The sequence below is a fragment of the Rhizorhabdus wittichii genome (genome assembly GCF_017607425.1).
Taxonomy (GTDB): Bacteria; Pseudomonadota; Alphaproteobacteria; order Sphingomonadales; family Sphingomonadaceae; genus Rhizorhabdus; species Rhizorhabdus wittichii.
The window spans coordinates 404,231-430,555 of record NZ_CP059319.1; the positions used below are offsets into that span (position 1 = coordinate 404,231).

Here is a 26,325-nt window from a genome sequence, read left to right on the forward strand (position 1 = left end):
GGGCGGACGCTTCGATCCGCCCCGAAACGCCTTGGGCTCAAGCCTCGTCGGGCGAGGCGAGCAGGAAGCGCCAGATCAGCGCGCCGATCACGGCTCCGACCAGCGGCGCCGCCCAGAACAGCCAGAGCTGGCCGAGCGCGTCGGTGGTCGCGAACAGCGCGACGCCGGTCGAGCGCGCCGGATTGACCGAGGTGTTGGTCACCGGGATCGAGATCAGGTGGATCAGGGTGAGCGCGAGGCCGATCGGGATCGGCGCGAAGCCGGCCGGGACCAGCGACGAGGTCGACCCGAGGATGACGATGATGAAGCCGGCCGTCAGGACGATCTCGATCAGCAGCGCCGCGTGCAGGCTGTAGCCGCCCGGCGACAGCGCGTCATAGCCGTTGGAGGCGAAGCCGCCGGCTTCGAAGCCCGGCTTGCCCGACGCGATCGCGTAGAGCACGGCGGCGGCGGCGATCGCGCCCACGACCTGCGCGACCCAATAGGGGACCAGGTCCTTCCACGGCAGGCGGCCGGCGGCGGCGGCGCCGAGCGAGACCGCCGGGTTGAAATGCCCGCCGGAGATGCCGCCGACCGCATAGGCCATGGTCAGCACGGTCAGGCCGAAGGCGAGGGCGACGCCCGCGAACCCGATGCCGAGTTCCGGGAATGCCGCGGCGAGCACGGCCGAGCCGCATCCGCCGAACACCAGCCAGAAGGTTCCGAACAATTCTGCTGCAAGCTTCCTTGTCATATGCCTCTCCTGTTAACGCCGCCGCTTACCCTTCTCTTCGCAACTACGACGACGGGGCGAGGCTACACCCCATTGTTTCGGATCGACAAGTGAGGCCTCTCCCTGAGGTTTATTTCCGCTCCGCCGCCGTCTCGTCGCGCTTCGCCTTGAACTCGGCGTCGGGCGCCCAGTCGGGCCAGGCACGGCCGTCGGCGAGCGCGCGGCCGGTATTGTAGAGCAAGGTCAGGTCCGGCCCGATGTTGGACAGGTCCATGTCGGCGCTCCACTCGTCGGCGGGCTGGTGGTAGCGGTCGCGCGTGTAGATCGCGCCCAGTTCCTTGCCGCGCGCGACGCCGCCATTGACCAGGTCGATGCCGCCCTTGAACGAGAAGGCGGGCACCCCGGCCTTCGCCATCGGGAAATGGTCGGAACGGTAGAAGCCGCCCGTCTCGGTCTTGGGATCGGGCACGTAGACGCGGCCGAGCTTCCTGCCCTGGTCGACCAGCATGTCGAGCAGGCCGAGCCTGGCGACGCCGGAGATGGTGAAGTCCCTGGCCGCGCCTTCGCCGACGATGCTGTCCATGTTGATCACCCCGGCGGTGGTGGCGAGCGGATAGACCGGGTTGGCGGCATAATATTCGGAGCCGAGCAGGCCCTTCTCCTCGGCGGTCACGGCGAGGAACAGGACCGATCGGTCGGTGCGCGGGGCCTTGGCGAAGGCGCGGCCCAGTTCGAGCAGCGCGGCGATGCCCGAGGCGTTGTCGCGCGCGCCGTTGTAGATGCGGTCGCCCTTCGCGTCGGGCTGGCCGATGCCGAGATGGTCCCAATGGCCCGAATAGATCACCGTCTCGTTCGGATGCTTCGCCCCGGCGAGGCGGCCGAGGACGTTGTAGGAGGTGATCGTCTCCGCCTTCACCGCATAGGCGGCGTCGAGCGTGGCGTTGAGCGCGACGGGCTTGAAGTCCTTCCTCTGCGCGGCCTTCTTCATCGCCTCGAAATCGAGGCCCGCCGCCTTGAACAGGTCGACCGCTAGGTCGCGCTGGATCCAGCCCTCCATCGGGACATGCTCGGCCGTGGGATCGGCGCGGACGATGTCGAACATCGTGTTGGTGTTCGAGTTCTTGACCGTCGGCCAGCCATAGGAGGCCGGCGCATATTCGTGGATCACCAGCACGCCGGCCGCGCCCTGCCGCGCGCCTTCCTCATATTTGTAGGTCCAGCGGCCATAATAGGTCATGGTCTTGCCGCCGAAATCGCCCCCCAATTCTCCGGCTCCACCCTCGAAATCGGGATCGTTGACGAGGACGACGAGGATCTTGCCCTTGAGGTCGGCGCCCTTGAAGTCGTCCCAGTTCCGTTCGGGCGCCTTGACGCCATAGCCGACGAAGACCAGCGGGGCGGCGGCGATGTCGACCTTGTCCTGCCCGGTCAGCGCGGCGCGGACGGCGATCTCCTCGCCCTGGGTCAGCGCGCGGGCGGCGCCGTCGCCCAGCCTGAGCGACAGCTTCGGCGCGCCGACGATGTCGGACTTGAGCAGCGGCACGCTCTGCGTCCAGCCGCCATCGGGCATGCCGGGCTGGAGGCCGGCGGCCTTCATCTGCTGGATGATGTAGGCGATCGTCTTCTTCTCGCCCTCGGTCGCGGGGGCGCGGCCCTCGAAGCTGTCGTCGGACAGCGTCTTCACGTCCGGTTGGAAGCGCTGGACGTCGAAGGCAGGGTGGGGGCGGCGAGGCAGAGGCGGGCGAGCAGCAGCGGGGCTGCGAGCAGGCTGCGATCTTGCGCATGGAAGCTCCTGTCGGAAGGTTGCGGCCCGGACGGGCGATGGCGGGCACCTAAGCGTTTTTCGACGAATGCCGCCAGCACTTTTGTCTATACATTAGGGCACGGGCCTCGCCGCGCTGCGCCTTGCCATATCGCGGTGCAGCCACTAAAGGCGCGCCATCCTTCACCACCCAAGACATGGAGCCGCTCGCCGATGGCGACCGAACGCACTTTCTCGATCATCAAGCCCGACGCGACGCGTCGCAACCTGACGGGCGCGATCACCGCCAAGCTCGAAGAGGCCGGCCTGCGCGTCGTCGCTTCGAAGCGCATCCACATGACCAAGGAGCAGGCCGAGGGTTTCTACGGCGTGCACCGCGAGCGTCCGTTCTTCGGCGACCTCGTCAGCTTCATGATCTCGGGCCCGGTCGTGGTCCAGGTGCTCGAGGGCGAGAACGCCGTCGCGCGCAACCGCGAGGTGATGGGCGCGACCAACCCGGCCAACGCCGACGAGGGCACGATCCGCAAGACCTTCGCGGAGTCGATCGAGGCCAACTCGGTCCACGGCTCGGACAGCGCCGAGAACGCGAAGATCGAGATCGACTTCTTCTTCAAGCCGGAAGAGATCGTCGGCTGATGCCGAATGAGGGGGAGGGGGCTTTAGCCTTCCTCTCCCGTCATTCCCGCGAAAGCGGGAATCCACGGTCACGGACCGTTGGAGGCTCTTGTACGCCGCTGTCCATGGATTCCCGCTTTCGCGGGAATGACGCAGAAGGCGCAGGTTTCGCCTAGAGCGGTTCACGATCCGATTGCATCGGATCGGCCGCTCTAGATTTTTGTTTTACCGCGATTTCCGAGTCGGCAGATGTTTCCATCTGCCTAGAAATCGCTCTAGAATTCCATCATCGCCGCCAGCTTGGGCGGCGCGGCCAGGCGCCAGCTTTCGCGCAGGCGATGGTCCACCTGCTCCCAGTCGGTATCGGGCTGGTCGAGCCGGACGCCGATCCAGCCCGACGGACCCAGATAGGGCGGCTTGAAATAGATGTCCGGATCGAGGTCGATGAGCATCTCCTGCTCCTCGACGCCGCTCGTCTTGACCAGCAGCGCGGTGCGGTCGTCGCCGTGGTGGTTGTGCCAGAAATAGGCGAACATCCGCTTGTCGGCGACGCGCCAGCAGGGCGACCCGTGCGAGACCTTCTCCTCGACCTGCGGCAGCGCCGCCGCCAGCGCGGCGACCCGCGCATGGACCGCCCTGGGATCGTCCGACGCCATCACTTCGCTCCCTTGTGGCGCGCCTTCCACAGCGCGTCGAGCCGCGCCTGCGCCGCCTTGGCGCTGCTCCGCCCGATCAGCGACAGTCCGCGCAGGCGGATCGAGGTGCCGCCGAGGAAGCTGCCGTCGGTGACATAGCCGATGTCGTAGAGCGTCACGTCCTCGGCCAGGTCGCCGTCGACGGTGAAGCGGGTGGTGATCGCCACCGGCAGGCGCGCGTCGCCGCGCGGCCGTTCGGGCTCGCCGGCCTCGCGGCGCGCCTTCTTGAGGCCGCTCGCGAACCAGGACGCCTCGATGCGCGGATCGGTGCTGTCGACCGGATCGACGCCGAGCGCCTTGGGGAAGGCGATGGTCTGGCCCTGGATCACCTGGTCCCCGGCGGCGTGGAGTTCGAGCCGGTCGCCGTCGCGCTGCACCTCGGCGCGCAGCACGAGGATGCGGGCCTTGCTGCTCGCCGCGCGGCTCTCGGCGGTGCGCGTCTCCTCGCTGTGGCGGCGCTCGCTATAGCTGTTCCACAGCGTCAGCGCCGAGATGACGAGCGCCGATACGCCGAGGACCTCGGCCAAAGTGAGCCATCGTAACCTGCGCCGCCGGGCGGCGGCGGCCTCCGCACTGTCGTCAGCCATGCGCCCGGATATAGTCGGCCAGCGCCGCCGGATAAAGCCGATGTTCCTCGATAAGGACGCGGTCGGCCAGCGCCTCGGGCGTGTCGCCCGGCAGGATCGGCACGCGCGCCTGCCCGACCACCTCGCCGTCGTCGAGCGTCGCGGTGACGATGTGGACCGAGCAGCCCCCTTCGGCATCGCCCGCCGCGATCGCGCGGGCATGGGTGTCGAGCCCCTTGTACCTGGGCAGCAGCGAGGGGTGGATGTTGAGCATCCGGCCCGCCCAGCCGGCGACGAAGCCCTCGCTCAGGATGCGCATATAGCCGGCGAGCGCGACATAGCGGACCCCGGCTTCGCGCAGCGCCTTGTCGATGATCGCGTCGAACGCGTCGCGGGTCAGCCCCTTGTGGCTGTGCGCGAAGGTAGCGATCCCGGCGTCGCGGGCGATGGCGAGGCCGGGCGCGTCGGGATCGTTCGACGCGACCAGCACCACCTCATAGGGGCAGTCGGGCGCCCGCGACGCCTCGACCAGCACGCGCATGTTGCTGCCGCGCCCGGAGATCAGGATGGCGATGGGGGTCCTGCCGTTCACGACCCTCTCCCGTCATTCCCGCGACGAAGGCCAGGCATGTCTAGCCCAGGTGCGTGGCCGACCAGGCGGTCCGCGCGCTCCAGCTCTCGTCGCCGCCCCGGACGGTGCAGCCCTTGTCGCCCGCGGCGATGTGGCCGATCCTCAGCACCGTCTCGCCGGCCGCCTCCAGCGCGGCGGTGACGGCCGCCACGTCGGCCTCGTCGACGATCACCGCCATGCCTATGCCGCAGTTGAAGGTGCGGGCCATCTCCTCGGGCTCGATATGGCCCTGGGCCTGGAGGAAGGCCATCAGCCGCGGCTGCGGCCACAGGTCGGCGTCGACATGCGCGTGCAGCCCCTCGGGCAGGACGCGCGGGATGTTCTCGAGCAGGCCGCCGCCGGTGATGTGCGCCATCGCCTTGACCGCGCCCGAGCGGACCAGCGGCAGCAGCGCCTTCACATAGATGCGGGTCGGCGCGAGCAGCGCATCGATCAGCAGCACGTCCTGGTCGAACAGGGCGGGGCGGTCGAGCTTCCAGCCCTTGTCAGCGGCGAGTCGGCGGACCAGCGAGAAGCCGTTCGAATGGACGCCCGACGAGGCGAGGCCGAGGATCGCCTGGCCCGCCGCGACGCGGTTGCCGGTCAGCGCCTGCTCGCGCTCGACCGCGCCGACGCAGAAGCCGGCCAGGTCATAGTCGCCGTCGGCGTACATGCCCGGCATCTCGGCGGTCTCGCCGCCGATCAGCGCGCAGCCGGCGAGCTTGCAGCCCTCGGCGATGCCCGCGATCACCGCTTCGGCGACGCCGTTGTCGAGCCGGCCGGTCGCGAAATAATCGAGGAAGAACAGCGGCTCGGCGCCCTGGACGATCAGGTCGTTGGCGCACATCGCGACCAGGTCGATGCCGACGCCGTCATGCTTGCCGCTGTCGATCGCCAGCTTCAGCTTGGTGCCGACGCCGTCATTGGCGGCGACCAGCAGCGGATCGCTGTAGCCGGCCGCCTTCAGGTCGAAGAAGCCGCCGAAGCCGCCCAGGTCGGCATCGGCGCCCGGCCGACGCGTCGCCTTGGCGAGCGGGCCGATCGCCTTGACCAGCGCGTTGCCCGCCGCGATCGAGACGCCGGCCTTGGCATAGGTGTAGGATTCTTGGTCGTTGCTGCTCATGCACGTCGCCCTAGCCACATCGCTCTTGGATTTCCACGGCCAAGTCGCCAAAAGGCGTTCGTGACCTTCGCCGACCGTCTTTTCCGCCCCCTCCCGCTGTCGATCCTGTGCGTCGCACTGTTCGCGGCGGCCCTGGCCTTCGCGCAGCTCGAACGCGCCGACGAACGCGGCGTACCGCCGATCGACGGGTCGGGCAGCTTCGAAGTCGACGGAATCAAGGTCGATATGGCCGCGCGCAATGCCGATCAGGCGCGCACCGCCGGCTGGCGCGAGGCGCAGCGCAAGGGCTGGAAGATGCTGTGGGCGCGGGCCAACGGCAAGCCGGTCGAGAATGCGCCGGGCCTGCCCGACTCGACGCTCGACTCGATCAGCGGCGGCATCGTCGTCGAAGAGGAGCATATCGGCCCCAACCGCTACATCGCGACGCTGGGCGTGCTGTTCGATCGTGCCCGCGCCGGCGAGCTGCTGGGCGTCAAGGGCGCGATCCGCCGGTCGGCGCCGATGCTCGTCATCCCGGTCGAATGGAGCGGCGCGACGCCGATCAGCTTCGAGCGGCGCAGCGAATGGCAGAAGGCCTGGGCCCGCTTCCGCGCCGGCAACAGTCCGATCGACTATGTCCGCGTGTCGGGCACCGGCGCCGATCCGGTGCTGCTCAACGCCGCCCAGACGCGCCGGCCCGGCCGGGGTTGGTGGCGGATGCTGCTCGACCAATATGGCGCGGCCGACATCGTCGTGCCCGAGGTCACCCTGTTCCGGCAATGGCCGGGCGGCCCGGTGATCGGCAGGTTCGTCGCCCGCCACGGCCCCGACGCGGCGGTGATCGACAGCTTCACCCTGACCGCCGAGAATGGCGATGCGCTGCCGGCGATGCTCGATCGCGGCATCGAGCGGATCGACCGCGCCTATACCCGCGCGTTGCAGGAAGGTGCGCTGCGCGCCGACAAGTCGCTGGTGGTCGAGACGCCGGCGGCCGAGGTGCCGATCGACGACGTGCTCGCGGAGATGGCGTCGGCGGCGACCAGCAACGTCACCATCCAGGTCGACACCCCCGATGCGGGAGCGCTGCGCGGATCGGAGACGGCGCTGCGCGGGATGACGGGGGTGACGGGCGTCCAGACCTCCAGCCTCGCGCTCGGCGGCATCTCGATCTTCCGGGTGAGTTTCTCGGGCCCGGCGGCCGCCTTCCGCGAGGCGCTGGTCGCGCGCGGCTGGCAGGTCGAGGACGTCGGCGGCGGCTACCGCATCCGCCGTGGCGGGAGCCCGCCCGCCCCATGACCGACCAGATCGCGCTGCCCTTCGTCTGGCCGGCGGAGGAGGACGAGCGCGACTTCATCGTCAGCGAGGCGAACAGCACCGCCGTGCGCCACCTCGAACATTGGTCGCTGTGGCCGGTGATGGCGACGGTGCTGACCGGCCCGCGCAAGTCGGGGCGCAGCCTGCTCGGCCGCATCTTCGCCGCCAAGACCGGCGGCCGCTTCGTCGACAATGCCGACGCCCAGGACGAGGAGAAGCTGTTCCACGCCTGGAACGCGGCGCAGGCCGACCATAAGCCGCTGCTGCTGGCCGCGGACCTGCCCTCGGCCAGGTGGCGGATCAAGCTGCCCGACCTGCGCTCGCGCCTGCTCGCCAGCCCGCACGTCGCGATCGAGGAGCCCGATTTCCCGCTGATGCTGGGGCTGGTCGAAAAGCTGCTCCACGTCCGCGGCCTCGCCGTCCGGCCGGAGGTGGTGCGCTATGTCGCGTCGCGGATCGAGCGCAGCTACGTCGGTATCGGCCGGATCGTCGATGCGCTCGACGAGGCGGCGCTGGCGCGGCGGCGGCCGATCACCATGGCGGTGGCCCGTGAAGCCCTTGCGACGATCGGTGTCACGGAAGATACATATAGGCTGCTATGATGGGCGGCTATGGATTCGATCGATCAACCCGAACATGAAGAGGAACTGATCGGCGCGCTCTCGCCGATCGAGCCGATCGCCCTGCGCGATCGCTACTTCAACCGCGAGCTGAGCTGGCTGGCGTTCAACGAGCGCGTGCTGGAGGAGGCGTCCAATCCGGCGCATCCGCTGCTCGAACGGCTCCGCTTCCTGTCGATCTCGGGCAACAATCTCGACGAGTTCTTCATGGTCCGCTTCGCGGGCCTGCGCGCGCAGCAGATCGAGGAGGTCGACACGCTCTCGCCCGATGGGCTGACCGTCGCGCAGCAGATCGAGGGCGCCTCGGACCGCGCCGATCAGCTCATGGCCGAGCAGCAGCTCGTCTGGGACCGGCTGCGCGACGAACTGGCCGCATCGGGCATCGTCGTGCTGGAGGAGATCGAGGGCCAGGACGCGGTCTGGCTCGAAGCCTATTTCCGCGATCATATCTTCTCGGTGCTGACGCCGCAGGCGCTCGACCCCGCGCATCCGTTCCCGTTCATCCCGAACAAGGGCTTCAGCCTGCTGTTCGACCTGACCCGCCTGTCGGACGGGGAGCAGGTGTTCGAGCTGCTGATGGTCCCGGCGACCTTGCCGCGCTTCATCCGCCTGCCGGGCGACGGCGCGCGCTATGTCGCGATCGAGACGATGGTGCGGCGGTTCACCTCGGTCCTCTTCCCCGGATATGAGGTGCGCGGCCACGGCGCGCTGCGCATCATCCGCGACAGCGACATCGAGGTGGAGGAGGAGGCCGAGGACCTCGTCCTCTACTTCCGCACCGCGATCAAGCGGCGGCGGCGCGGCCGGGTGATCCGGATCGAGCTCGAAGGCGGCATGTCGACCTCGCTCGAACCTTTGTGGAAGGACCAGATCGGCGGCGCCGACAGCTTCGTCACCGAATCGGGCAGCTTCCTCGGCATCGCCGACCTCGCCCGGCTGGTCGAGGAGGACCGGCCCGACCTGAAGTTCACCCCGTTCAGCCCGCGCTTCCCCGAGCGGATCCGCGAGCATGGCGGCGACTGCTTCGCCGCGATCCGCGCGAAGGACATCGTCGTCCACCACCCCTATGAGACGTTCGACGTCGTGCTCGCCTTCCTGCGGCAGGCGGCGCAGGACCCCGACGTCGTCGCGATCAAGCAGACGCTCTACCGCGCCGGCAAGCAGTCGGCGGTGATCCGCGCGCTGGTCGATGCGGCCGAGGCGGGCAAGTCGGTGACCGCGGTGGTCGAGCTCAAGGCCCGTTTCGACGAGGAGCAGAACCTGCTCTGGGCGTCGCAGCTCGAACGCGCGGGCGTGCAGGTGGTCTACGGCTTCATCGACTGGAAGACCCATGCCAAGGTCTCGATGGTGGTCCGCCGCGAGGGCGACGGGCATCGCACCTACTGCCATTTCGGCACGGGCAACTATCACCCGATCACGGCGCGCATCTACACCGACCTGAGCTTCTTCACCGCCGATCCCCGGCTGGGCCGCGACGTCGCGCAGATCTTCAACTACATCACCGGCTATGTCGAGCCGACCGACCTGAACCTGGTCACCATCTCCCCGCACGGCATGCGCGACGAACTGGCGCGGCTGATCGATGCCGAGATCGACCATGCCCGCGAGGGTCGCGACGCGGCGATCTGGGCGAAGATGAACTCGCTGGTCGACCCCGCGATCATCGAGAAGCTCTACCGCGCGAGCGCGGCAGGCGTGCAGATCGACCTCGTCATTCGCGGCATGTGCTGCCTGCGGCCCGGCGTTCCGGGCCTGTCGGAGAATATCCGGGTGAAGTCGGTGGTCGGCCGCTTCCTCGAGCACAGCCGGATCATCTGCTTCGGCAACGGCGCGGCGCTGCCCAACCGCAAGGCGAAGGTGCTGATCAGCTCGGCCGACTGGATGCCGCGCAACTTCGACCGGCGCGTCGAATATCTGCTGCCGATCGAGAATCCGACGGTCCACGCCCAGATCCTCGACCAGGTGATGGTCGCCAACCTGATCGACGACGAGCAGAGCTGGCGGCTGCTGCCCGACGGCGATTACGAGCGGATCGTGCCCGGCAAGCGGCCGTTCAACCTGCACCGCTATTTCATGACCAACCCGTCGCTGTCGGGCCGCGGCGCCGCGCTCCGCCAGTCGGGCCAGGTGCCGAAACTGACGCTCAGGCGCGGTTGATCGGCGCGCGGGCGGGCGGCAGCCAGCGCTCCGCCAGCCCCGCCCACAGCAGTGCCAGCCCGAAGCCGGCAAGCACGTCCCCCGGCCAGTGGACGCCGAGCGCGAGCCGGGTCCAGCCGATCGCCGCTGCCATCGCGACCGTGGCCGGGAGCAGGACGCGGCGCTGCCGGTCGAACAGCATCGCCAGCGCCAGCCAGACGAGCAGCGTTCCCGCCGCATGGGCGCTCGGGAAGCTGGGCGAACTTACGTCGTCGAGCCGCCCGGCGAGGGGCGGCCGCGCGCGCGCGCAGATCAGCTTCGCCGCCTCGACCGCCAATCGCCCGCTCGCGACGGTCAGGACCAGCCACAAGGCGCGCCACCGGTCGCCGCGCAGCGCGAGCCCCGCGGCGGCGACCAGCGCGAAGGGCGCCAGCAGCGCCAGGCCGCCGAGCATCGTCAGGCCCCGAATCGCAGGGACGGCAGGGGAGGCCGGGTCGAGCCGGAAGGCCATGAGCAGGGTCAGGTCGAGCTCCGGCGCCAGCCGCCACAGTGCGAATCCCGCAATCATCAGGATCAGCCCCGAAAGCATCAGCGGCGATGAGCGGAATCCGTGCGGCATCGGGTTTCCATAACCCGACAAAAGCGCGGAAGGGACGGAATTCGGCTGCGCTCGCCGTTTGCGCCGGGCCCGATTTCGGTTAAATCGAACGCCTATGTCGTCCATCTCGATGTTCCGCCGCGCCAGGACCCCGGCGCCCGGCCACGCCCGTGTCGGAATCATCGACATCGGTTCCAACTCCATACGTCTCGTCATCTATGATGGTCCGGCCCGGATTCCGGCCGCGTTGTTCAACGAGAAGGTGATGGCGGGGCTGGGCAAGGGCGTGTCGCGCGACGGCATGCTCGATGCCGAGGCGGTCGAGCGCGCGCTGTCGACGCTCGCGCGGTTCCGGCGCCTTGCCGAGCAGATGGGCGTGCCGCAGCCGCGCACCGTCGCCACCGCCGCGGTGCGCGAGGCGAGCAACGGCCAGCAGTTCATCGATCGCGTCCTCGACCTCGGCCTGCCGGTCGAGATCCTGTCGGGTCATGACGAGGCGCGGATGGCCGGGATGGGCGTGATCGCCTCGATCCCGCAGGCCAACGGCATCGTCGGCGACCTCGGCGGCGGCAGCCTCGAACTGGCGCGCGTGGTCGACGGCGAGGTGCGCGAGACCAGTTCCTTCCCGCTCGGCGTGCTGCGCATCGACGCGGTCAAGGCGAAGGGGCCGCGCGCGCTCCGCAACCTCGTGGCGCGGACGCTGGAGGAGAATGGCTGGACGGGGAAGGGGGCGGGGCTGCCCTTCTACATGGTCGGCGGATCGTGGCGCTCGCTCGCCCGGCTCGACATGCACCTGACCGGCTATCCGCTGCCGATCGTCCACCATTATTGGATGCCGCCGGAAAATGCCCAGCATCTGGTCCGCGTCCTCGCCCATCTCGACCGCAAGCGGCTGCGCGACGTCGTCGGCCTGTCGGGCGCCCGCATCCCGACGCTGTCGCATGCCGCGCTGCTGCTCAGCCATGTCGCGCGCCGGCTCGGGTCGAGCGAGCTGATCGTCTCGGCCTATGGCCTGCGCGAGGGGCTGCTGTTCGACGATCTCAGCGAATATCAGCGCGCCCAGGACCCGCTGATCGCCTCGACCCGCGAGGAGGGCGCCCGCCAGGGCCGCTTCCCCGAGCATGGCGATCTGCTCGACCGCTGGCTCGCGCCGCTGTTCGCGAGCGAGAGCCCGGCCGATACGCGCATCCGCCACGCCACCTGCCTGCTCGCCGACGTGGGCTGGCGCGCCCATCCCGAATTCCGCGCCGAACGCGGCATCGAGACCGCGCTGCACGGCAATTGGGTCGGCATCGATTCGCGCGGGCGCGGGATGATGGCGCATGCGCTGTGGACCAGCTTCGGCGGGCAGGGCGTGGTGCCGGTGATCAGCGGCATCTGCTCGCCGTCGGAGATCGTCGCCGCCGAGCGCTGGGGGCTGGCGCTGCGGCTCGGCCAGCGCTTCTCGGGCGGCGTCGCCGACGCGCTGGCCGGCAGCCGGCTGTCGATCGGCGGCGGCGCGCTCGAACTCCATGCCGAGCGCGACAACGCGATCCTCTACGGAGAGGCCGTCGAACGCCGCCACAAGGCGCTCGCCGCCGCGTTCGGCCTGCCGGCGCGGCTGATCCTCGGATAATATCTCGTCATCCCGGCGGAGGCCGGGATCTCGGGAGAGGGGAGATGAGGCCGTCGCAAGAGCCCGCTGAGATGCCGGCCTCCGCCGGCATGACGTTTTTTGAACAAGAGCGGGCATGGGCATTTCCCCGCGATTATCCGGCGGCTGGCCGATAGCGGCTTGAGGGCGGTGCGCTAGTGTGACTGCTTGGCCGGCGGCGGGGGCCGCTGCCGGGAGTGGCTATGGATCAGGCGCACATGTCGGCGCACAGGTTCCGCCCCGACATCCAGGGGCTGCGCGCATTGGCCGTGCTGCCCGTCGTGGCCTTCCATGCCTTTCCCGATCTGCTGCCGGGCGGCTTCGTCGGGGTCGACATCTTCTTCGTCATCTCGGGCTATCTGATCACCCGCATCCTCCATCAGGAATTGCGCGAGGGGCGGTTCAGCATCACCGGCTTTTACGTCCGCCGGGTACGGCGGCTGTTTCCCGCGCTCTACCTGATGCTGTTCGCGACGATGCTGCTCGGCCTCGTCCTGCTGCCGCCGCACGAACTGCGCGAGCTGGCGAAGACCGTCGCCGCCACGGTCGGCTTCGTCGCCAATTTCCTGTTCTACGACCTGTCGGGCTATTTCGGCGGAGAGGCCGAGCTCAAGCCGCTGCTCCACACCTGGTCGCTCGCGGTCGAGGAGCAGTTCTACCTGGTCTTCCCGCTCGCGCTGGCGGCGGTCTGGCGGCTGCGGCCGCGCTGGCTGCCCGCGATCCTGTGGGCGGCGGCGGCGCTGTCGCTGGCGTGGAGCGTCCGCGAGCTCGGGCAGGACGCTTCGCGCGCCTTCTATTATCCCTGGCCGCGCGCCTTCGAGCTGCTGATCGGCGCGATCGTCGCGGTGGGGGCGATCCCGCAGGCCCGCCACCAGGCGGTCCGCGACGGGCTGTCGCTGCTCGGCATCGCGCTGATCGCCGGCTCGCTATTGTTGCTGTCGGAGGAGCGGCCCTTTCCGGGGCTCGCCGCGCTGCCGCCCTGCATCGGCGCGGCGCTGGTCCTCGCGGCGGGGGAGGAGGGCGAGTCGCTGGGCGGCCGGATGCTCGGCGCGGCGCCGCTCGTGCTGGTCGGTTCGCTCTCCTATTCGCTCTATCTCTGGCATTGGCCGGCGCTGGTGTTCGGCCGCTATCTCGCGCTGCGCCCGCTGACCGCGCCCGAGGCGATCGCGGCGGTCGCGGTGGCCTTCGCGCTGGCCTGGGCGTCGTGGCGCTATGTCGAGAGCCCGGTGCTGAAATGGCGGCTGCCGCGCCGGCGGGTGCTGGCCGGTGGCGGCGCGACGATGGCCATGACGGCGGCACTCGCCGCGGCGGTGGTGCTCGGCCGGGGGCTTCCCCAGCGGCTCGACCCGATGGGACGGACGCTGATCGCGGCGGCCGGCGACAGCAGCGATTTCCGCGCCACCTGCCATAGCGGCGAGCATGGAGCGATCCCCTATCGCAAGCTCTGCGCGTTCGGCGATCCGCGGGCGGCGCCGAGCATGGCGGTCTGGGGCGACAGCTTCGGCGCCGAGCTGGTGGTGGCGCTGGGCGAGAAGATGGCGCGCGAGCGCCGGTCGGTGCTGCAGGTCACCGCGTCGGGCTGCCCGCCCGCGCTCGGCTATAACCCACGGCGGCGGCCGGGCTGCGCCGCCTATAATGCCGAACGCCTCGCCGAGCTTGCCGCCGATCCGCGCATCCGGGAGGTGGTGCTGGTCGTCAATTATCTGGGCTTCATGGCCGACACGCCCGCCCAGCAGGCGGCGCTGCTCGACGGGGTCGAGCGGACCGCGCGGGCGCTTCACGCCGACGGCAAGACGCTGAGCCTGGTCTACTCGATCCCGCGCATGCCCTTCGTGGCGCCGACCGCGCTGGCGATGGAAAGGCTGCGCGGCGGCGATCCGTCCGATTTCGGCCAGCGTCGCGCCGATTTCGACCGGCGCGACGCGATCGTCTCGGCCCGGCTCGACCGCATCGTCCGCGAGACCGGGGCCGATCGGATCGTGCCGGCGCAGCGGCTCTGCGGCGACCGGCTCTGCCCGGCCTATATGCCCGGCGCCGGGGTGCTCTATTTCGATCATGCGCATCTCAGCATCGCCGGCGCGCGCTACATGCTGGCCGGCGTCCGCGTCTGAGGCATGTCAGCCGCCTCCGTCGTCATTCCCGCGAAAGCGGGAATCCATGGACGGCGGCCCGCAAGAGGTCGAATGTGTCGTGACCGTGGATTCCCGCTTTCGCGGGAATGACGGAAAGGCGAGGAAATCGATAGGATCCGATCGAGTCATGATGATCACCGAGATCGAAGACTTCTTCACGCGCGGTTGCGGGCGCTGCGACCGGTTCGACACGCCCGACTGCTCGGCGCGCCATTGGGAGCAAGGGCTCGCCAGGCTCCGCGAGATCTGCCGGAGCGCGGGCCTCGAGGAGACGGTGAAATGGGGCCATCCCTGCTACATGCACGCGGGCCGCAACATCGCGATCATGGGGGCGCTGCGGGGCGACTTCCGGCTGAGCTTCATGAACGCGGCGCTGCTCAAGGACCCCGAAGCCGTGCTCGAACGGCAGGGGCCGAACACCCGGCACCCGGACATGATCCGCTTCACCTCCGACGACGGCGTCGACGCGCTGGAACCCGTCATCCGCGCCTATCTGGGCGAGGCGATGGACTATGCCGCGAAAGGCGTGAAGCCGCCCAGGGACGATAGCGAGCCCGATGCGCCGCCTGAATTGTCCGAGGCGCTCGACGCCGATCCGGAGCTGGCCGAGGCGTTCCACGCCCTGACCCCCGGCCGCCGGAAGAGCTACGTCATCAATCTCAATTCGGCGAAGCAGTCCGAAACGCGGGTGAAGCGCATCGCCGGCTTCCGCGACAAGATCATGGCCGGCAAGGGCGCGATGGAGCGCTAAATTTACCCTTGGTCGCCGTCGAGCGCCGACATCACCATCCGGCCGTTGCGCACGCTGAACGCCAGCCGGCCCTCGACCAGCGCCAGCGCATCCTTGCCGAAGATGTCGAAGCGCCAGCCGTCGAGCATCGGCAGGTCGCGGACGCCCGCGGCGAGCAGTTCGAGATCGTCGGCGCGCGCGATCAGGCGCGGCGCGACGTCGGCGTCGCGCGAGCGGACCTTGAGGAGGAGCTTGAGCAGGTCGGCGATCAACGCGCCTTCCTTGCCGAGCCCGGGCTTGCGGTCCTCGCGCGGCGGCATCTCGGCATCGGGCAGCGGCTCGGCATCGGCGATCGAGGACATCAGCCGGGCGCCGATGTCGTTCTGCGCCCAGCTCGGCGACAGGCCGCGCACCCGCGACAGGTCTGCCTGCACCTTGGGCGGGTGCGAGGCGAGGTCGGCCAGCGTCTCGTCCTTGGCGATGCGGCCGCGCGGCAGGTTCTTCGACCGCGCCTCGCGCTCGCGCCAGGCGGCGATCGCCTTGAGCCGGCCCAGCACCTCGGGCTTGCGGCTGGGCAGGCGGATGCGGGTCCAGGCCAGTTCGGGCAGGTTGGCGTAGCTGGCGGGATCGCCGAGTCGTTCCATCTCGTTGTCGAGCCAGCCGCCGCGTCCCGACTTGCGCAGCCTCTCCAGCATGCGCGGGAAGATCGCGGAGAGATGGGTGACGTCACCGATCGCATAGTCGATCTGCCGCTTGTCGAGCGGGCGGCGCGCCCAGTCGGTGAAGCGCGCGCCCTTGTCGAGCTTGATGCCCAGCATCGTCTCGACCAGGTTCGAATAGCCGATCTGCTCGCCCAGCCCCATCGCCATCGCCGCGACCTGCGTGTCGAACAGCGGATAGGGGGTCTTGCCGGTCAGGTTGTGGACGATCTCCAGGTCCTGGCCGCCGGCATGGAAGACCTTGAGCACCTCCTCATTCTCGACCAGCAGGTCGAGCAGCGGCGTGAGGTCGATGTCCTTCGCCTTGGGGTCGATCGCGGCGGCTTCCTCGCTGTTGGCGATCTGGATCAGGCAGAGGTCGGGCCAATAGGTGCTCTCGCGCATGAATTCGGTGTCGACCACGACGTAGGGCGAGGCGGCGAGGCGGGTGCAGAGATTGGCGAGCGTCGCGCTGTCGGTAATCAGGGGGTGAATGTGCATGCTTTCGTGCATAGCTTGGTTACAACGCTTGACAAGCGCTGCTCGTGCGCGCGAAGCGCTCCGCTCGCAAATTCACCGGAAAGTTGAAACGTCACCATGATGCACGCCTATCGCACGCACAATTGCGGCCAGCTCCGGGCCCAGGACGTCGGGTCCCAGGTCCGCCTGTCGGGCTGGGTGCATCGCAAGCGCGATCATGGCAACCTGCTGTTCGTCGACCTGCGCGACCATTACGGCCTGACGCAGATCGTCACCGACATCGAGTCGGAGGCTTTCCGGCAGCTCGAGCGGCTGCGCGTGGAGTCGGTCGTGACGATCACCGGGGACGTCGTCGCCCGTGCCGGCGAGGCGGTGAATCCCAATCTCGCGACCGGCGAGATCGAGATCCGCGCCCGCGAGGTCTCGGTCCAGTCGACCGCGCAGGAACTGCCGCTGCCGGTGGCGGGCGAGGCCGACTATCCCGAGGATATCCGCCTGCGCTATCGCTTCCTCGACCTGCGCCGCGACCGCATCCACGCCAATATCGTGCTGCGTTCGAACGTGATCGCCTCGATCCGCCGCCGCATGATCGACCAGGGCTTCACCGAATATCAGACGCCGATCCTGACCGCCTCCTCGCCGGAAGGCGCGCGCGACTTCCTGGTGCCGAGCCGCATCCATCCGGGCAAATTCTACGCGCTGCCGCAGGCGCCGCAGATGTTCAAGCAGCTGCTGATGGTGGCGGGCTTCGACCGCTATTTCCAGATCGCCCCCTGCTTCCGCGACGAGGACGCCCGCGCCGACCGGTCGCCGGGCGAATTCTACCAGCTCGACTTCGAGATGAGCTTCGTCACCCAGGAGGACGTGTTCGCCGCGATCGAGCCGGTGCTGCACGGCGTGTTCGAGGAATTCGCCAATGGCCGCGCGGTCACCCCGGCGCCGTTCCCGCGCATCGCCTATCGCGACGCGATGCTGCGCTACGGCTCGGACAAGCCCGACCTGCGCAACCCTCTGGAGATCACCGACGTCACCGAGCATTTCCAGGGCTCGGGCTTCGGCTTGTTCGCGCGGATCGTCGAGGGCGGCGGCGTCGTCCGCGCCATCCCGGCGCCGGGCGCGGGCGCGAAGAGCCGCAAATTCTTCGACGACATGAACGACTGGGCGCGCGCCCAGGGCCATGCCGGGCTCGGCTACATCAACATCAAGGGCGGCGAGGCCGGCGGCCCGATCGCCAAGAATCATGGCGAGGAGGCGACCGCGAAGCTGATCGCGGCGCTGGGCCTCGGCCCCGATGACGGCGTGTTCTTCGCGGCGGGCAAGGAACTGGCGACGGCCAAGCTGGCGGGCGCCGCGCGCACCCGCGTCGGTGAGGAACTGGGCCTGATCGAGCAGGGTGTGTTCAAATTCTGCTGGGTCGTCGACTTCCCGATGTTCGAATATGACGAGGATGCGAAGAAGATCGACTTCAGCCACAACCCCTTCTCGATGCCGCAGGGCGAGATGGAGGCGCTGGAGACGATGGATCCGCTCGACATCCTCGCCTATCAGTACGACATCGTCTGCAACGGCGTGGAGCTGTCGTCGGGCGCGATCCGGAACCACCGGCCCGAGATCATGTACAAGGCGTTCGAGATCGCCGGCTACAGCCAGGAGCAGGTCGAGGAGAATTTCTCGGGCATGCTCAACGCCTTCAAGTTCGGCGCGCCGCCGCACGGCGGATCGGCCCCCGGCATCGACCGCATCGTCATGCTGCTCGCCGACGAGCCGAACATCCGCGAGGTCGTGCTGTTCCCGATGAACCAGAAGGCCGAGGACCTGATGATGGGCGCCCCCTCGCAGGTCAGCCTGAAGCAGCTCCGCGAGCTGAACATCCGGGTGGTCGAGCAGAGCAAGCAGTAAGCTTCTGTTCTCCTCGTCATTCCGGCGGAGGCCGGAATCTCGGGAGGTCGAGCGCCGCGCATCTCTCCGGAGATGCCGGCCTCCGCCGGCATGACAAGGATAGGGTGTGACCTGTCCCATAGCTGGACGGTTCCGAAACCATTTACCAACTCCCGCGCTTTATAGGACTCTCCCCGACGCATTATGGGGAGCGACTCGGGCTGGGAGTGTTGTCGCTTGGCGATCGATCTCGCGGATTACGAGAAGGGGGCACCCTTCGACGGTGATTATGATGCCGCCCTGGCGGAGGTGCAGAAGCGCCTGTCCCGCCTGCAGGTGGCGCATGTCGTCTGCAACCTGCGCAGCATGATCCTGTTCGAGGGCTGGGACGCCGCGGGCAAGGGCGGCGCGATCCAGCGGCTGACGATGGGCTGGGACCCGCGCCATTTCCATGTCTGGCCGATCGCCGCGCCGACCGAGGAGGAGCGGGGACGGCATTTCCTCTGGCGCTTCTGGCAGAAGCTGCCGGGGCGGGGGCGGATCGCGATCTTCGATCGCACCTGGTACGGCCGCGTGCTCGTCGAGCGGGTCGAGGCCTATGCCAGCGAGCGCGAATGGCGGCGCGCCTATGACGAGATCAACGAGTTCGAGGCGCAGCAGCAGGCCGACGGCGTCACCATCGTCAAGCTCTTCCTGCATGTGACGCAGGAGGAGCAGGACAAGCGGCTCGCCGACCGGCTCGACCATCCGTGGAAGCGCTGGAAGGTCACGCCCGAGGATTTCCGCAATCGCGCGCGGCGCGACGACTATCTCGCCGCGATGAAGGACATGTTCCGCGAGACCGATACGCGCTGGGCGCCGTGGACGGTGATCGACGGCAACGACAAGAAGGCCGCGCGCATCGCCGCGCTGACCCATGTCGCCGATTCGCTGGAGCGGATCGTGCCGCTCGAACCGCCCGCGCTCGACCCCGATTTCGAGCGTTATGCCCGCGTCCAGCTCGGCCTTCCGGAAAAGCGCTGAATCGGCGGCAATGCGCCGCTTCTCGCCCCTTGCGGATGTGACGCCTTTGTTGCAGCATCGTGTCGCGGCCGAAAAACGGGCCGTGCGGCCGGAGCGCCGCGTGCCGCAGCTACATAAAAATTGGTAGGGGATGAAGGCATGAATAAACAGGAGCTTATCGGCACCGTCGCCGAGGCGACCGGCATGACCAAGAATGATGCTTCGAAGGCGGTCGAAGCTGTGTTCGATTCGATTACCACCCAGCTCAAGAAGGGCGACGAGGTCCGCCTCGTCGGTTTCGGCACTTTCTCGGTGACGAAGCGCAAGGCCTCCACCGGCCGCAACCCGCGCACCGGCGAACCTATGAAGATCAGCGCATCGAGCCAGCCCAAGTTCAAGCCGGGCAAGGGCCTCAAGGACGCCGTCAACTAGATCCGGTTATCGCCCGGCGTCGACCCGGGCGAGGGGGGCAAGGCCGCCGCGTCCTCCGGGACGCGTGCGGCCTTCGCCTGTCGGGCGACGCTTTCGGCGACGGCGTCCGGTCCGGATCGTTTTTGGGGCTGGACAGGACGAACGTCCCGCCCTATCCGCACAGCCGTTCGCGGGGCACGCCCCGCGCGACGTTGCAGAGTGGGCGCATAGCTCAGTGGTAGAGCACTGTGTTCACACCGCAGGGGTCGCAGGTTCAAACCCTGCTGCGCCCACCACTCTGCTCCCCTGATCTATAAGGATTTTTCTCCTTCTTGGGCACCTGTTTCCACAGGGTTCGCGGGTACAGATGTACCCGAGCCACCGATCAAACATGCCTCAAGAGCCTCCATGCCTCGCTCGATCTTGGAACGATCAAGACCACCCCCTCTCCGGAACCTCGGCCCACCAGGGGGCGTCTTCGTGGTTGAGGAAATTCTCGACATGCCAGAGAGCCTCTAACGCCAGACACAGGGAGGCGTGTTATTCTCCGATATCGTCAGCCTTCATGCGAAGCTCTCACGTTCCGGGGGCCATACTTCGGTCGATGACGATGGGGATGTTGAATAACCTGGGCTCCGGTTTCCCAATGAAGCTGGGCTAGATCTCGTTCTCAAGTCTCTTCCAACTGTCGACCGAAATGATTCAACGGCTCGGCTCTCGCTTCTCTTCAACGACGTTGATCTGGTATGTTTCGAACATCAGATCAAAGAGGTTGGGCTCAGAAATCGACCGCATTGGCGGCGTCCTTCATATAGCTCGGCGAGTAGCGAGCGTAGATTCGTTCGGTGATCGTCCGGTGCTTGACGTCGACCTGAACCCACTGGCGATTCCAGGATCGCACCCATGCGGGCCGCGGTGCAGATCACGAGCACGATGAACAGACGAACATAGTCGCTTTTGACGAATGAAAGGAGCTTGACGAGTTGCTGAAGCGCGCGGTGAGATGGTCGAGATCGGCGCCGATCGCATAAGCGAGGAGCAGCGCCGAGGCGGTGTCGTTGACCTTGGCCGTGCCAAGCATGTCGCGATAGGCGAGCTCCTCGAGGAGCTTCATCACCGGATCGCTTTCGAGGATGGTATCGTAGCCCGGGAAGCGCGCCTGGAAGTCGGCGACGATCGCCGCCAGGCGATCCTCGAAGGACAGCGGGCGCAGCACCGGCGGCGCGGCGAGGCGCGACAGGTCGACGGCTAAGGAGCTGGCGGCGAGATCGGACACCCTCGTCGTGTCGCCGAGGCGAGGGCAAGGCCGCGATACGCGAGCGTTGTTTGAGCGCGCTTCGACAACGAAGGATGGCCGGCGGGATGTGCCTCTACGCGACCTCTGGAAAACTGCGGGACACAGTGGCGAACTAATCTACCGGCCTAGGATAATGAGCTAGATCGGCTGCTAATCTGTGGAAAAAACTCGCGCCGCGAGAACAGATCATGCGCTTCGTACGCGCCTGGAGAGCTAAGAAAATGGCCAAGGGTCAGGGATAGACCCTGGCGTCTCCAGGGCTTCGGACCTTCCAGCCAAATTGTACCAGTCCCCAAATTCATCATTGTCAACAATGTTGCTGACTGGAAGATAAGCTAAATCCTCATGGGGTGGAGGCTCTGAAAAGGTTATGCCATAATCGCCGTTGGTAAAATCATCGATGTATATTAGCTCATTGGTTGGGAGGCCGATGATCATGGCTGAAGTGCCAAAAGCATAAAAATATATTATTCCATGATCATCCAAATAATTATAAAATGGATAGCCACCTTCACGGTCTAATATTGTAAAAGGGCCGCCCTCAAGAACATAGCCGTTCCAAATAATGCTATCGCCGGGATCGCCGCCCACTAACGTATAATCGTAAACCGTGATTGACGGTTTCACGGTGCCGAGGTCGAACCAGAAAATATCGTTGCCGTCACCGCCTGTCGCTTGTCCCGATCCGCCTTGCATCACAATCAGATCATCACCAGCGCCGCCGTCAAGGACGTCGTTTCCGGTACCGCTAACCAGGAAATCTGCACCATTCCCGCCAACCAGGGTGTCGTCGCCCTCTTCCCCGACAAGCAAATCCTGGCCTGCATTTCCTTCGATCAGGTCGTTGCCAAGGCCGCCCCAGATGTGGTCGTTGCCGCCGCCACCTTTGACGGTGTCGTCGCCCCATAGGGAGAAGATGAGGTCGTGCGCGTCGTCGGTCTTTGCGGTGTGATCGATGAGATCGCCGGTGATGTCGCCATAGCGCATCTCGTCGATAGGTGCGCCGAGGCTGTAGTTATGATTCAGCGTCCAGCCCGCATCGATGGCGAACTGCTCGCTCACCTGCCCCATATAGGACGCGCGGAGCTGATCGCCCCAGCCCATATCGGCGGCGACGGCGTTCTGGAAAATGACCTGTGGGCCGTCGAAATCGTAGAGGTCGGCGTTCTGGACCGCGATCGCATCGGCGGGGTCGGGGTCTTGGTAGCCGGTGATGCCATGATAAAGTTCGTGCGCTATGGTAAGCGATGCGTTGGTATGGATCAATTTGCCGTTGGTGTTGAAAACGACACTGTCCTCCAAGTCATCCATCTGGAAGAAGTAGGTGTTAACATTGCCACCCGGCATCGATATTTCGAGATTCGAAGCAACAGCGCCATTCGGATCGGCATAAGCTCCGATAATATTGAGCTCAGTTCCTCCGAGGACATCGCCGTTGGTGGAAAAATTGTCCATCGTGGCGGCAAAGGTCGGAGAATTGTCGTAGAGATCCTCCATCTTGGCCAGGAAGGATGCCTTTTCCCCGGCTGACATGGCCGTCATCTTGACGGGATCGGCCCAAGTCTCGGTTCCATCATAGAAGTGGATCGTGGCGAGAACAGCGCTCCATGTCATGCCTCTTCCTCCTTAATATGAAATCAACCTTCCCAGAAAACATCCATAATGGTTGCTTCCCTGCGCCGAATGATGGGAAATGTTGTTTGATTTTATCAAGGTGCGGCAAATATCATTCGTATTACTACGTAAGGATTGCGGCTCAATATTATTCGCGTTTATGATGCCGGCATGATCTCATATTTTGCGCTCATGCTTCTATTCGCTGGCAGCCAGCAGACGTCCGTCACCGAAGCCGATTTTCGGACGGCTGCGGAACGATGTGGAGTCGACCTGAGAACCTATTGGGAGGGCGGTCGAAGGCCGGCTGCTGCCTTTAGCTCGAAAACTGGATCGCTCATGATCGCGAAGAACTCGCCCGAGGAGCCGCAGAAATGCTTAGCCGCATGGGGCCAGCAGGCTGGGCTACAGGTGGTCTACAGCAACTTTTAGACGAGGTGGCGATCAGGCAGGGTCCAACTCGGCAAGCAGCAAGTCCAACACCCGCCCGGGATCGCCGGCCGCGAAGCCGAGCACGACGCGCTCTGGATAATCATATTCGGGCGCGTTGGCGTTGCGGCTGACGCGATCGCGCAGCCCGAGCTGGTGAACGCGGGCGACCGCGGGACTGCGGAAGCCGACGACCGCCTCGTCGGGGGAGGCCTCGGCCGACAGGTTGCGGAACTGGCGGAGTTGGGCGAACATCTTGCGCGCCTGGCGGCGCTGCTTGATCGTGCCGACCCGGCCGCGCGATCCCTTCTGGGGCTTGCGCGGCGTGAAGGGCGTTCCGTCAGGCTGGACCTGGGCGCCGATGCGGTCGGCATTGGCGCGGCGGATCTCCTTGGCGATGCGCAGCGCCATGCGCCGGCGCGCGCCGGGCGCCAGGCTGGCGAGCATGTCGCCGATCCAGCCATGGAGCTGCTCCAGGTCCGCGCCGTCGGCCATCAATCGGGATCGCTGGCGGAATCCGGGAGCAGCCGCCGATCGCCGAGCCAGATCTCCGCCAGGGGCGGGCGGCCGATCGCGTCGTCGAGCACCGCGTTCCAGACATCCTCGCCGGCGGGGTCGACCACATGCACCAGGTCCAGCCCTCCGCCCTGGCGCGGGGCGGTGGCGACCGACTCGTCGAGATCCAGCTCGACGACGATGTCGACGGCCTTGGGGGACAGGCGATCGGCGTCGAAGCGGAAGCCGGCGCGATCGTCGAGCTTCTGGACCAGGTCGGGTTGATGCCGGCGGATCCACAGTACGATCGCGACGAAGAGCGCGTCGGGATCGCCGGCGAAGTCGAGCAGCTCGACCAGCGCGGTGTAGCGGTACTGGAAGCCGAGGGCGGGGCCGTCGCGCGAGACGATCCGGCCCTTGCGGGCATAGATCGCGAGGTTGTCGGGCTTCTTCTTCAGGTCGGGCAGCGCGGTGACGATCGCCTGGCGCAGGCTATCGAGCTTCTGCATCGTCGATCGCGCAGGCGCCCGGCCGTTCCCAGTGAGGCGCTTGAGCTGGTCGAGCGTCGCCGCATAGGCGAAGGCGAGGCTCATCAGCGCCGATCGGACCTCGGAACCCATGGTCGCGGACTGGTCGACCGGAAAGGCGACCGGCTTTTCCGGGCAGCGGAGAAGGTCGGTCGGCGGCGTGTCGTCGACCTCGACGACGACCGGCACCTCGCCGGCCGACGCGACATGATCAGGGCCGCAGCCCTGCAAGGTCGTTAAGGCGAGCGAACCAATCGCCATCAACGCGATCGTCCGAACTGACCTGGGCATTGGCTTCCTCCATGCGGCGCGCGGCCGTCGACATGCGCTTCGCCGCGGCGATCAGCACCAGGAAGGAGTGATGGGTGAAGACGAGACCGAGGAGCCAACTCATACGATCAATCCCTGCCGATAGCCGCGTTCGCCGACCAGCTTGGTCAGGTGCGACCGGCGGAGCTGGCCTTCGCGGTAGGAGACGTGGACCCAGCCACTGTTGGGGACTCCCTTGCGGAAGTTCTCGAGGATCAGCTGGTCGAAGGGGAAATGGTCGCGGATGTAGCGGGCGAGATCATAGTTGGTGATGCTCGGGCGCTTGATGTCGGCAGCCTCGCCCCAGCTATGCTGCGATCCCTCCGAGGATGCGGAGCGATTCGCTCCAGCATGACGAACTTGCATTGCTGCCCCCCCCCCACCGTGGAGGTTGCGACGCGCAAAAGGCTCCGGCCGCCGGAAGACGGTCGAAGCTTTCCGCAGGTGGGTTTCGCTTGCTTTCCGGGTCGGAAGCGCAGGCGGGAAGGGCGCAGCAGGTAGCGAGTGGCGATCCGGTGAAAGTCCGGTGTGACCTATCGCGACGGTCTGAAAATGCTGTGTTTTCTGAGGCGGCGAGTTGCAGTCGACGACGTAGAAAGCCAGCAATTATGGACTATCAGATTTGTTCACACCGCAGGGGTCGCAGGTTCAAACCCTGCTGCGCCCACCACTCTCAAACCCTTGAAATCTTAGGATTCATGTGGGCCCGGTACCTCCGGGCCCACAGGGGTTGCTCGATATAATTCGGTTGACTATATGGTTAATTGTTACTACAAATAGATTGTGATCATCGTCATTTTCGCCACGCTGGGCGCGGAAGGTATCTCGATCGTCTCCGCGCGCCCGGCGAGTCGTAACGAGAAGGCCCTGCTGACATGACGAAGAAGGGTTATACCAAGGCCGATTGGGATGCGGTTTCCGACAATCCCGAGTTGAGCGCCGACGATATTGCCAAGGCGAAACCGTTCGCTGAGATGCTGCCCGAGTTGGCCGCGACCGTAAAGCGCCGGGGCGGGCAGAAAGCCCCGACGAAGGTGAGCACGACCATCAGGCTATCACGCGACGTGATCGATTATTTCCGGGGTTCCGGAGCAGGATGGCAGTCGAGGATCGACAGCGCCCTGAAGCAATGGATGGCCGAGCACAGGTGATCAGACGCTGAACCCCTGCCGCTCCAGCGCGGCGATCAGGGTGGGGCGGTGGACCCGGCTGCCGGGGACCAGCGAGGCGACCGCCATCGGCAGGCGCCAGGCGTCGATCGCGGCGTCGCTCAGGCCGGTGCTCTCGCGATACTGGCGCAGGTAGAAGTCGGCGGTCATCGTCCGGATGCGGCGCAGCGCCGGGACGTTGCGCAGGCTGGGGCCGTAGCCGGCATAGCGGAACAGCAGCTCGCTGCGCGCGACGTCGCCGGCGGGATCGCCCGCCGAGGCGTTCGACCAGTCGATCGCGGCGATTCCGGCCCGGGTCAGGATGACGTTGCCGGGATGATAGTCGCCATGACAGAAGCGGTCGCCGCGGGGGATGGCGTGGAGCCGTTCGAGCGCGGCGGCGCGGAGTGCTTCGCTCACCTCGGCCTGTTCGATGCGGACATGGATGATGTCGTGCTGGTGGTGCGGCAGGCCGGCCGCGCCGCACAAGTGGATGCGCGCCTGATAGTCGGCGAAGCGGCGCAGCAGCGCGCGGGTGCGGAACGGACGCAGCACGGGGAGGCGGAGCAGCGGCTTGCCGACCAGCTCCTCGAAGACGATCCCGCTGCGGTCGCCATGGTCGCGCGTGCCGAAGGCGCGGGCGACGTGGAGACCCTGGTCGACGGCGTGGCGGACGCCGTCATGCTCGCGCGCGATGACGCCGGGGTCGAGGCCCTCGCGGTAGAGCTTCAGCACGCGGCCGCCCGCCAGCCGGAACACGTCCGCGCTGCCGCCGCTGCCGATCAGCGCCTGGAGCTTCAACCTGATCATCG

At 67.0% G+C, this 26,325-nt stretch carries 26 protein-coding genes, 1 tRNA gene and 1 pseudogene; 12 read left to right on the top strand and 16 right to left on the bottom strand.

The window, feature by feature from the left end:
• Nucleotides 1–37 precede the first annotated feature (37 nt).
• Nucleotides 38–733, bottom strand: a complete 696-nt coding sequence (gene aqpZ, locus HRJ34_RS01935; RefSeq protein WP_011950881.1) for an aquaporin Z — start codon at nucleotides 731–733, stop codon at nucleotides 38–40.
• Nucleotides 734–842: 109 nt separating this feature from the next.
• Nucleotides 843–2,396 carry a M28 family metallopeptidase gene (locus tag HRJ34_RS01940; RefSeq protein ID WP_226949006.1) on the bottom strand — a complete coding sequence of 518 codons (1,554 nt, stop codon included), beginning with the start codon at nucleotides 2,394–2,396 and terminating at the stop codon, nucleotides 843–845.
• A gap of 291 nt (nucleotides 2,397–2,687) precedes the next feature.
• Here HRJ34_RS01940 and ndk point away from each other — a divergent pair, with 291 nt between their 5' ends.
• Nucleotides 2,688–3,110: a nucleoside-diphosphate kinase gene (gene ndk / locus HRJ34_RS01945; protein WP_011950883.1), complete on the top strand. Its 423-nt coding sequence runs from the start codon at nucleotides 2,688–2,690 to the stop codon at nucleotides 3,108–3,110.
• A gap of 254 nt (nucleotides 3,111–3,364) precedes the next feature.
• Here the strand turns inward: ndk and HRJ34_RS01950 are convergent, their stop codons facing one another.
• From HRJ34_RS01950 to purM, 4 genes and pseudogenes are all read right to left on the bottom strand, one after another.
• The gene (locus tag HRJ34_RS01950) at nucleotides 3,365–3,745 is read right to left on the bottom strand and encodes an MmcQ/YjbR family DNA-binding protein (protein WP_208633196.1); all 381 of its coding nucleotides are present in this window, start codon (nucleotides 3,743–3,745) and stop codon (nucleotides 3,365–3,367) included.
• Nucleotides 3,745–4,371 (bottom strand): hypothetical protein, encoded by a 627-nt coding sequence (locus HRJ34_RS01955; protein ID WP_011950885.1) that lies wholly within the window; start codon nucleotides 4,369–4,371, stop codon nucleotides 3,745–3,747. Before HRJ34_RS01955 ends, HRJ34_RS01950 begins: the two co-directional genes overlap by 1 nt.
• A 7-nt stretch (nucleotides 4,372–4,378) precedes the next feature.
• A pseudogene (gene purN / locus HRJ34_RS01960) lies at nucleotides 4,379–4,942 on the bottom strand (phosphoribosylglycinamide formyltransferase); the annotation flags it as partial.
• A gap of 40 nt (nucleotides 4,943–4,982) precedes the next feature.
• Nucleotides 4,983–6,083 carry a phosphoribosylformylglycinamidine cyclo-ligase gene (purM, locus tag HRJ34_RS01965; RefSeq protein WP_208633198.1) on the bottom strand — a complete coding sequence of 367 codons (1,101 nt, stop codon included), beginning with the start codon at nucleotides 6,081–6,083 and terminating at the stop codon, nucleotides 4,983–4,985.
• A gap of 60 nt (nucleotides 6,084–6,143) precedes the next feature.
• Between purM and HRJ34_RS01970 the strand changes: the two genes are divergently transcribed.
• The 3 genes from HRJ34_RS01970 to HRJ34_RS01980 are packed head-to-tail and all read left to right on the top strand — an operon-like array spanning nucleotide 6,144 to nucleotide 10,153.
• A complete protein-coding gene (locus HRJ34_RS01970) occupies nucleotides 6,144–7,358 on the top strand; it encodes a heavy-metal-associated domain-containing protein (RefSeq protein ID WP_208633199.1) in 1,215 nt (404 codons plus the stop codon).
• On the top strand, nucleotides 7,355–7,978 hold the full coding sequence (locus HRJ34_RS01975) for an HdaA/DnaA family protein (RefSeq protein ID WP_016746038.1): 624 nt from the start codon (nucleotides 7,355–7,357) through the stop codon (nucleotides 7,976–7,978). The genes HRJ34_RS01970 and HRJ34_RS01975 overlap by 4 nt, the downstream gene beginning before the upstream one ends.
• Nucleotides 7,979–7,987: 9 nt before the next feature.
• On the top strand, nucleotides 7,988–10,153 hold the full coding sequence (locus HRJ34_RS01980; protein ID WP_011950890.1) for an RNA degradosome polyphosphate kinase: 2,166 nt from the start codon (nucleotides 7,988–7,990) through the stop codon (nucleotides 10,151–10,153).
• On the opposite strand, the gene HRJ34_RS01985 is transcribed toward HRJ34_RS01980, so the two are convergent.
• Nucleotides 10,140–10,751 carry a phosphatase PAP2 family protein gene (locus tag HRJ34_RS01985; RefSeq protein WP_208633200.1) on the bottom strand — a complete coding sequence of 204 codons (612 nt, stop codon included), beginning with the start codon at nucleotides 10,749–10,751 and terminating at the stop codon, nucleotides 10,140–10,142. The two genes, HRJ34_RS01980 and HRJ34_RS01985, sit on opposite strands and share 14 nt — an antisense overlap.
• A 94-nt stretch (nucleotides 10,752–10,845) precedes the next feature.
• Between HRJ34_RS01985 and HRJ34_RS01990 the strand changes: the two genes are divergently transcribed.
• The 3 genes from HRJ34_RS01990 to HRJ34_RS02000 all read left to right on the top strand — a co-directional run bounded on the left by HRJ34_RS01990 (nucleotide 10,846) and on the right by HRJ34_RS02000 (nucleotide 15,246).
• Entirely contained in the window at nucleotides 10,846–12,345 is a 1,500-nt protein-coding gene (locus tag HRJ34_RS01990) for a Ppx/GppA family phosphatase (protein WP_029991817.1), read from the top strand.
• A gap of 221 nt (nucleotides 12,346–12,566) precedes the next feature.
• On the top strand, nucleotides 12,567–14,474 hold the full coding sequence (locus HRJ34_RS01995; protein WP_208633201.1) for an acyltransferase family protein: 1,908 nt from the start codon (nucleotides 12,567–12,569) through the stop codon (nucleotides 14,472–14,474).
• 151 nt (nucleotides 14,475–14,625) lie between these two features.
• On the top strand, nucleotides 14,626–15,246 hold the full coding sequence (locus HRJ34_RS02000) for a YdeI/OmpD-associated family protein (protein WP_226949007.1): 621 nt from the start codon (nucleotides 14,626–14,628) through the stop codon (nucleotides 15,244–15,246).
• 2 nt (nucleotides 15,247–15,248) lie between these two features.
• Here HRJ34_RS02000 and rnd read toward each other — a convergent pair whose 3' ends face one another.
• Nucleotides 15,249–16,424, bottom strand: coding sequence for a ribonuclease D (gene rnd, locus HRJ34_RS02005; RefSeq protein ID WP_192812893.1), 1,176 nt, complete (start codon nucleotides 16,422–16,424; stop codon nucleotides 15,249–15,251).
• A gap of 99 nt (nucleotides 16,425–16,523) precedes the next feature.
• Here rnd and aspS point away from each other — a divergent pair, with 99 nt between their 5' ends.
• The 4 genes from aspS (at nucleotide 16,524) to HRJ34_RS02025 (ending at nucleotide 19,990) form a co-directional block, all read left to right on the top strand.
• The gene (aspS, locus tag HRJ34_RS02010; protein ID WP_029991820.1) at nucleotides 16,524–18,302 is read left to right on the top strand and encodes an aspartate--tRNA ligase; all 1,779 of its coding nucleotides are present in this window, start codon (nucleotides 16,524–16,526) and stop codon (nucleotides 18,300–18,302) included.
• Between the two features lie 216 nt (nucleotides 18,303–18,518).
• Nucleotides 18,519–19,304 (top strand): polyphosphate kinase 2 family protein, encoded by a 786-nt coding sequence (locus tag HRJ34_RS02015; RefSeq protein WP_011950897.1) that lies wholly within the window; start codon nucleotides 18,519–18,521, stop codon nucleotides 19,302–19,304.
• Nucleotides 19,305–19,442: 138 nt separating this feature from the next.
• The gene (locus HRJ34_RS02020; RefSeq protein WP_011950898.1) at nucleotides 19,443–19,715 is read left to right on the top strand and encodes an HU family DNA-binding protein; all 273 of its coding nucleotides are present in this window, start codon (nucleotides 19,443–19,445) and stop codon (nucleotides 19,713–19,715) included.
• 200 nt (nucleotides 19,716–19,915) lie between these two features.
• A tRNA-Val gene (locus tag HRJ34_RS02025) sits at nucleotides 19,916–19,990 on the top strand.
• 482 nt (nucleotides 19,991–20,472) lie between these two features.
• On the opposite strand, the gene HRJ34_RS29420 is transcribed toward HRJ34_RS02025, so the two are convergent.
• The 7 genes from HRJ34_RS29420 to HRJ34_RS02055 form a co-directional block, all read right to left on the bottom strand.
• Nucleotides 20,473–20,595 carry a hypothetical protein gene (locus HRJ34_RS29420; RefSeq protein WP_264319417.1) on the bottom strand — a complete coding sequence of 41 codons (123 nt, stop codon included), beginning with the start codon at nucleotides 20,593–20,595 and terminating at the stop codon, nucleotides 20,473–20,475.
• Nucleotides 20,596–20,616: 21 nt separating this feature from the next.
• The gene (locus HRJ34_RS02030; protein WP_208633203.1) at nucleotides 20,617–20,970 is read right to left on the bottom strand and encodes a baseplate J/gp47 family protein; all 354 of its coding nucleotides are present in this window, start codon (nucleotides 20,968–20,970) and stop codon (nucleotides 20,617–20,619) included.
• Nucleotides 20,971–21,204: 234 nt separating this feature from the next.
• A complete protein-coding gene (locus HRJ34_RS29535; RefSeq protein WP_319025634.1) occupies nucleotides 21,205–22,605 on the bottom strand; it encodes a calcium-binding protein in 1,401 nt (466 codons plus the stop codon).
• A gap of 444 nt (nucleotides 22,606–23,049) precedes the next feature.
• Nucleotides 23,050–23,529, bottom strand: coding sequence for a phage virion morphogenesis protein (locus HRJ34_RS02040; RefSeq protein WP_208633204.1), 480 nt, complete (start codon nucleotides 23,527–23,529; stop codon nucleotides 23,050–23,052).
• A complete protein-coding gene (locus HRJ34_RS02045) occupies nucleotides 23,529–24,317 on the bottom strand; it encodes a phage tail protein (RefSeq protein WP_208633205.1) in 789 nt (262 codons plus the stop codon). Before HRJ34_RS02045 ends, HRJ34_RS02040 begins: the two co-directional genes overlap by 1 nt.
• Entirely contained in the window at nucleotides 24,268–24,450 is a 183-nt protein-coding gene (locus tag HRJ34_RS02050; protein ID WP_208633206.1) for a hypothetical protein, read from the bottom strand. Before HRJ34_RS02050 ends, HRJ34_RS02045 begins: the two co-directional genes overlap by 50 nt.
• Nucleotides 24,447–24,731 (bottom strand): D-Ala-D-Ala carboxypeptidase family metallohydrolase, encoded by a 285-nt coding sequence (locus HRJ34_RS02055; RefSeq protein ID WP_208633207.1) that lies wholly within the window; start codon nucleotides 24,729–24,731, stop codon nucleotides 24,447–24,449. The genes HRJ34_RS02050 and HRJ34_RS02055 overlap by 4 nt, the downstream gene beginning before the upstream one ends.
• A gap of 509 nt (nucleotides 24,732–25,240) precedes the next feature.
• Between HRJ34_RS02055 and HRJ34_RS02060 the strand changes: the two genes are divergently transcribed.
• On the top strand, nucleotides 25,241–25,516 hold the full coding sequence (locus HRJ34_RS02060) for a BrnA antitoxin family protein (RefSeq protein ID WP_029991822.1): 276 nt from the start codon (nucleotides 25,241–25,243) through the stop codon (nucleotides 25,514–25,516).
• Here the strand turns inward: HRJ34_RS02060 and HRJ34_RS02065 are convergent, their stop codons facing one another.
• Complete coding sequence (locus HRJ34_RS02065; RefSeq protein ID WP_029991823.1) at nucleotides 25,517–26,323, bottom strand: phosphotransferase family protein; 807 nt, start codon at nucleotides 26,321–26,323, stop codon at nucleotides 25,517–25,519.
• Nucleotides 26,324–26,325 lie beyond the last annotated feature (2 nt).

Excerpts from the sequence above, each read along its gene's own strand:
- ndk (WP_011950883.1), top strand. The coding sequence starts at position 2,688 with ATGGCGACCGAACGCACTTTCTCGATCATCAAGCCCGACGCGACGCGT.
- HRJ34_RS02045 (WP_208633205.1), bottom strand. The coding sequence starts at position 24,317 with ATGGCGATTGGTTCGCTCGCCTTAACGACCTTGCAGGGCTGCGGCCCT.
- HRJ34_RS01955 (WP_011950885.1), bottom strand. The coding sequence starts at position 4,371 with ATGGCTGACGACAGTGCGGAGGCCGCCGCCGCCCGGCGGCGCAGGTTA.
- HRJ34_RS02055 (WP_208633207.1), bottom strand. The coding sequence starts at position 24,731 with ATGCAAGTTCGTCATGCTGGAGCGAATCGCTCCGCATCCTCGGAGGGA.
- aspS (WP_029991820.1), top strand. The coding sequence starts at position 16,524 with ATGCACGCCTATCGCACGCACAATTGCGGCCAGCTCCGGGCCCAGGAC.
- HRJ34_RS01975 (WP_016746038.1), top strand. The coding sequence starts at position 7,355 with ATGACCGACCAGATCGCGCTGCCCTTCGTCTGGCCGGCGGAGGAGGAC.
- HRJ34_RS02020 (WP_011950898.1), top strand. The coding sequence starts at position 19,443 with ATGAATAAACAGGAGCTTATCGGCACCGTCGCCGAGGCGACCGGCATG.
- HRJ34_RS02000 (WP_226949007.1), top strand. The coding sequence starts at position 14,626 with ATGATCACCGAGATCGAAGACTTCTTCACGCGCGGTTGCGGGCGCTGC.
- HRJ34_RS02065 (WP_029991823.1), bottom strand. The coding sequence starts at position 26,323 with ATGATCAGGTTGAAGCTCCAGGCGCTGATCGGCAGCGGCGGCAGCGCG.
- HRJ34_RS02060 (WP_029991822.1), top strand. The coding sequence starts at position 25,241 with ATGACGAAGAAGGGTTATACCAAGGCCGATTGGGATGCGGTTTCCGAC.
- purM (WP_208633198.1), bottom strand. The coding sequence starts at position 6,083 with ATGAGCAGCAACGACCAAGAATCCTACACCTATGCCAAGGCCGGCGTC.
- HRJ34_RS29535 (WP_319025634.1), bottom strand. The coding sequence starts at position 22,605 with ATGACATGGAGCGCTGTTCTCGCCACGATCCACTTCTATGATGGAACC.
- HRJ34_RS01980 (WP_011950890.1), top strand. The coding sequence starts at position 7,988 with ATGGATTCGATCGATCAACCCGAACATGAAGAGGAACTGATCGGCGCG.
- aqpZ (WP_011950881.1), bottom strand. The coding sequence starts at position 733 with ATGACAAGGAAGCTTGCAGCAGAATTGTTCGGAACCTTCTGGCTGGTG.
- rnd (WP_192812893.1), bottom strand. The coding sequence starts at position 16,424 with ATGCACATTCACCCCCTGATTACCGACAGCGCGACGCTCGCCAATCTC.
- HRJ34_RS02050 (WP_208633206.1), bottom strand. The coding sequence starts at position 24,450 with ATGAGTTGGCTCCTCGGTCTCGTCTTCACCCATCACTCCTTCCTGGTG.
- HRJ34_RS02040 (WP_208633204.1), bottom strand. The coding sequence starts at position 23,529 with ATGGCCGACGGCGCGGACCTGGAGCAGCTCCATGGCTGGATCGGCGAC.
- HRJ34_RS01950 (WP_208633196.1), bottom strand. The coding sequence starts at position 3,745 with ATGGCGTCGGACGATCCCAGGGCGGTCCATGCGCGGGTCGCCGCGCTG.
- HRJ34_RS01995 (WP_208633201.1), top strand. The coding sequence starts at position 12,567 with ATGGATCAGGCGCACATGTCGGCGCACAGGTTCCGCCCCGACATCCAG.
- HRJ34_RS01990 (WP_029991817.1), top strand. The coding sequence starts at position 10,846 with ATGTCGTCCATCTCGATGTTCCGCCGCGCCAGGACCCCGGCGCCCGGC.
- HRJ34_RS01985 (WP_208633200.1), bottom strand. The coding sequence starts at position 10,751 with ATGCCGCACGGATTCCGCTCATCGCCGCTGATGCTTTCGGGGCTGATC.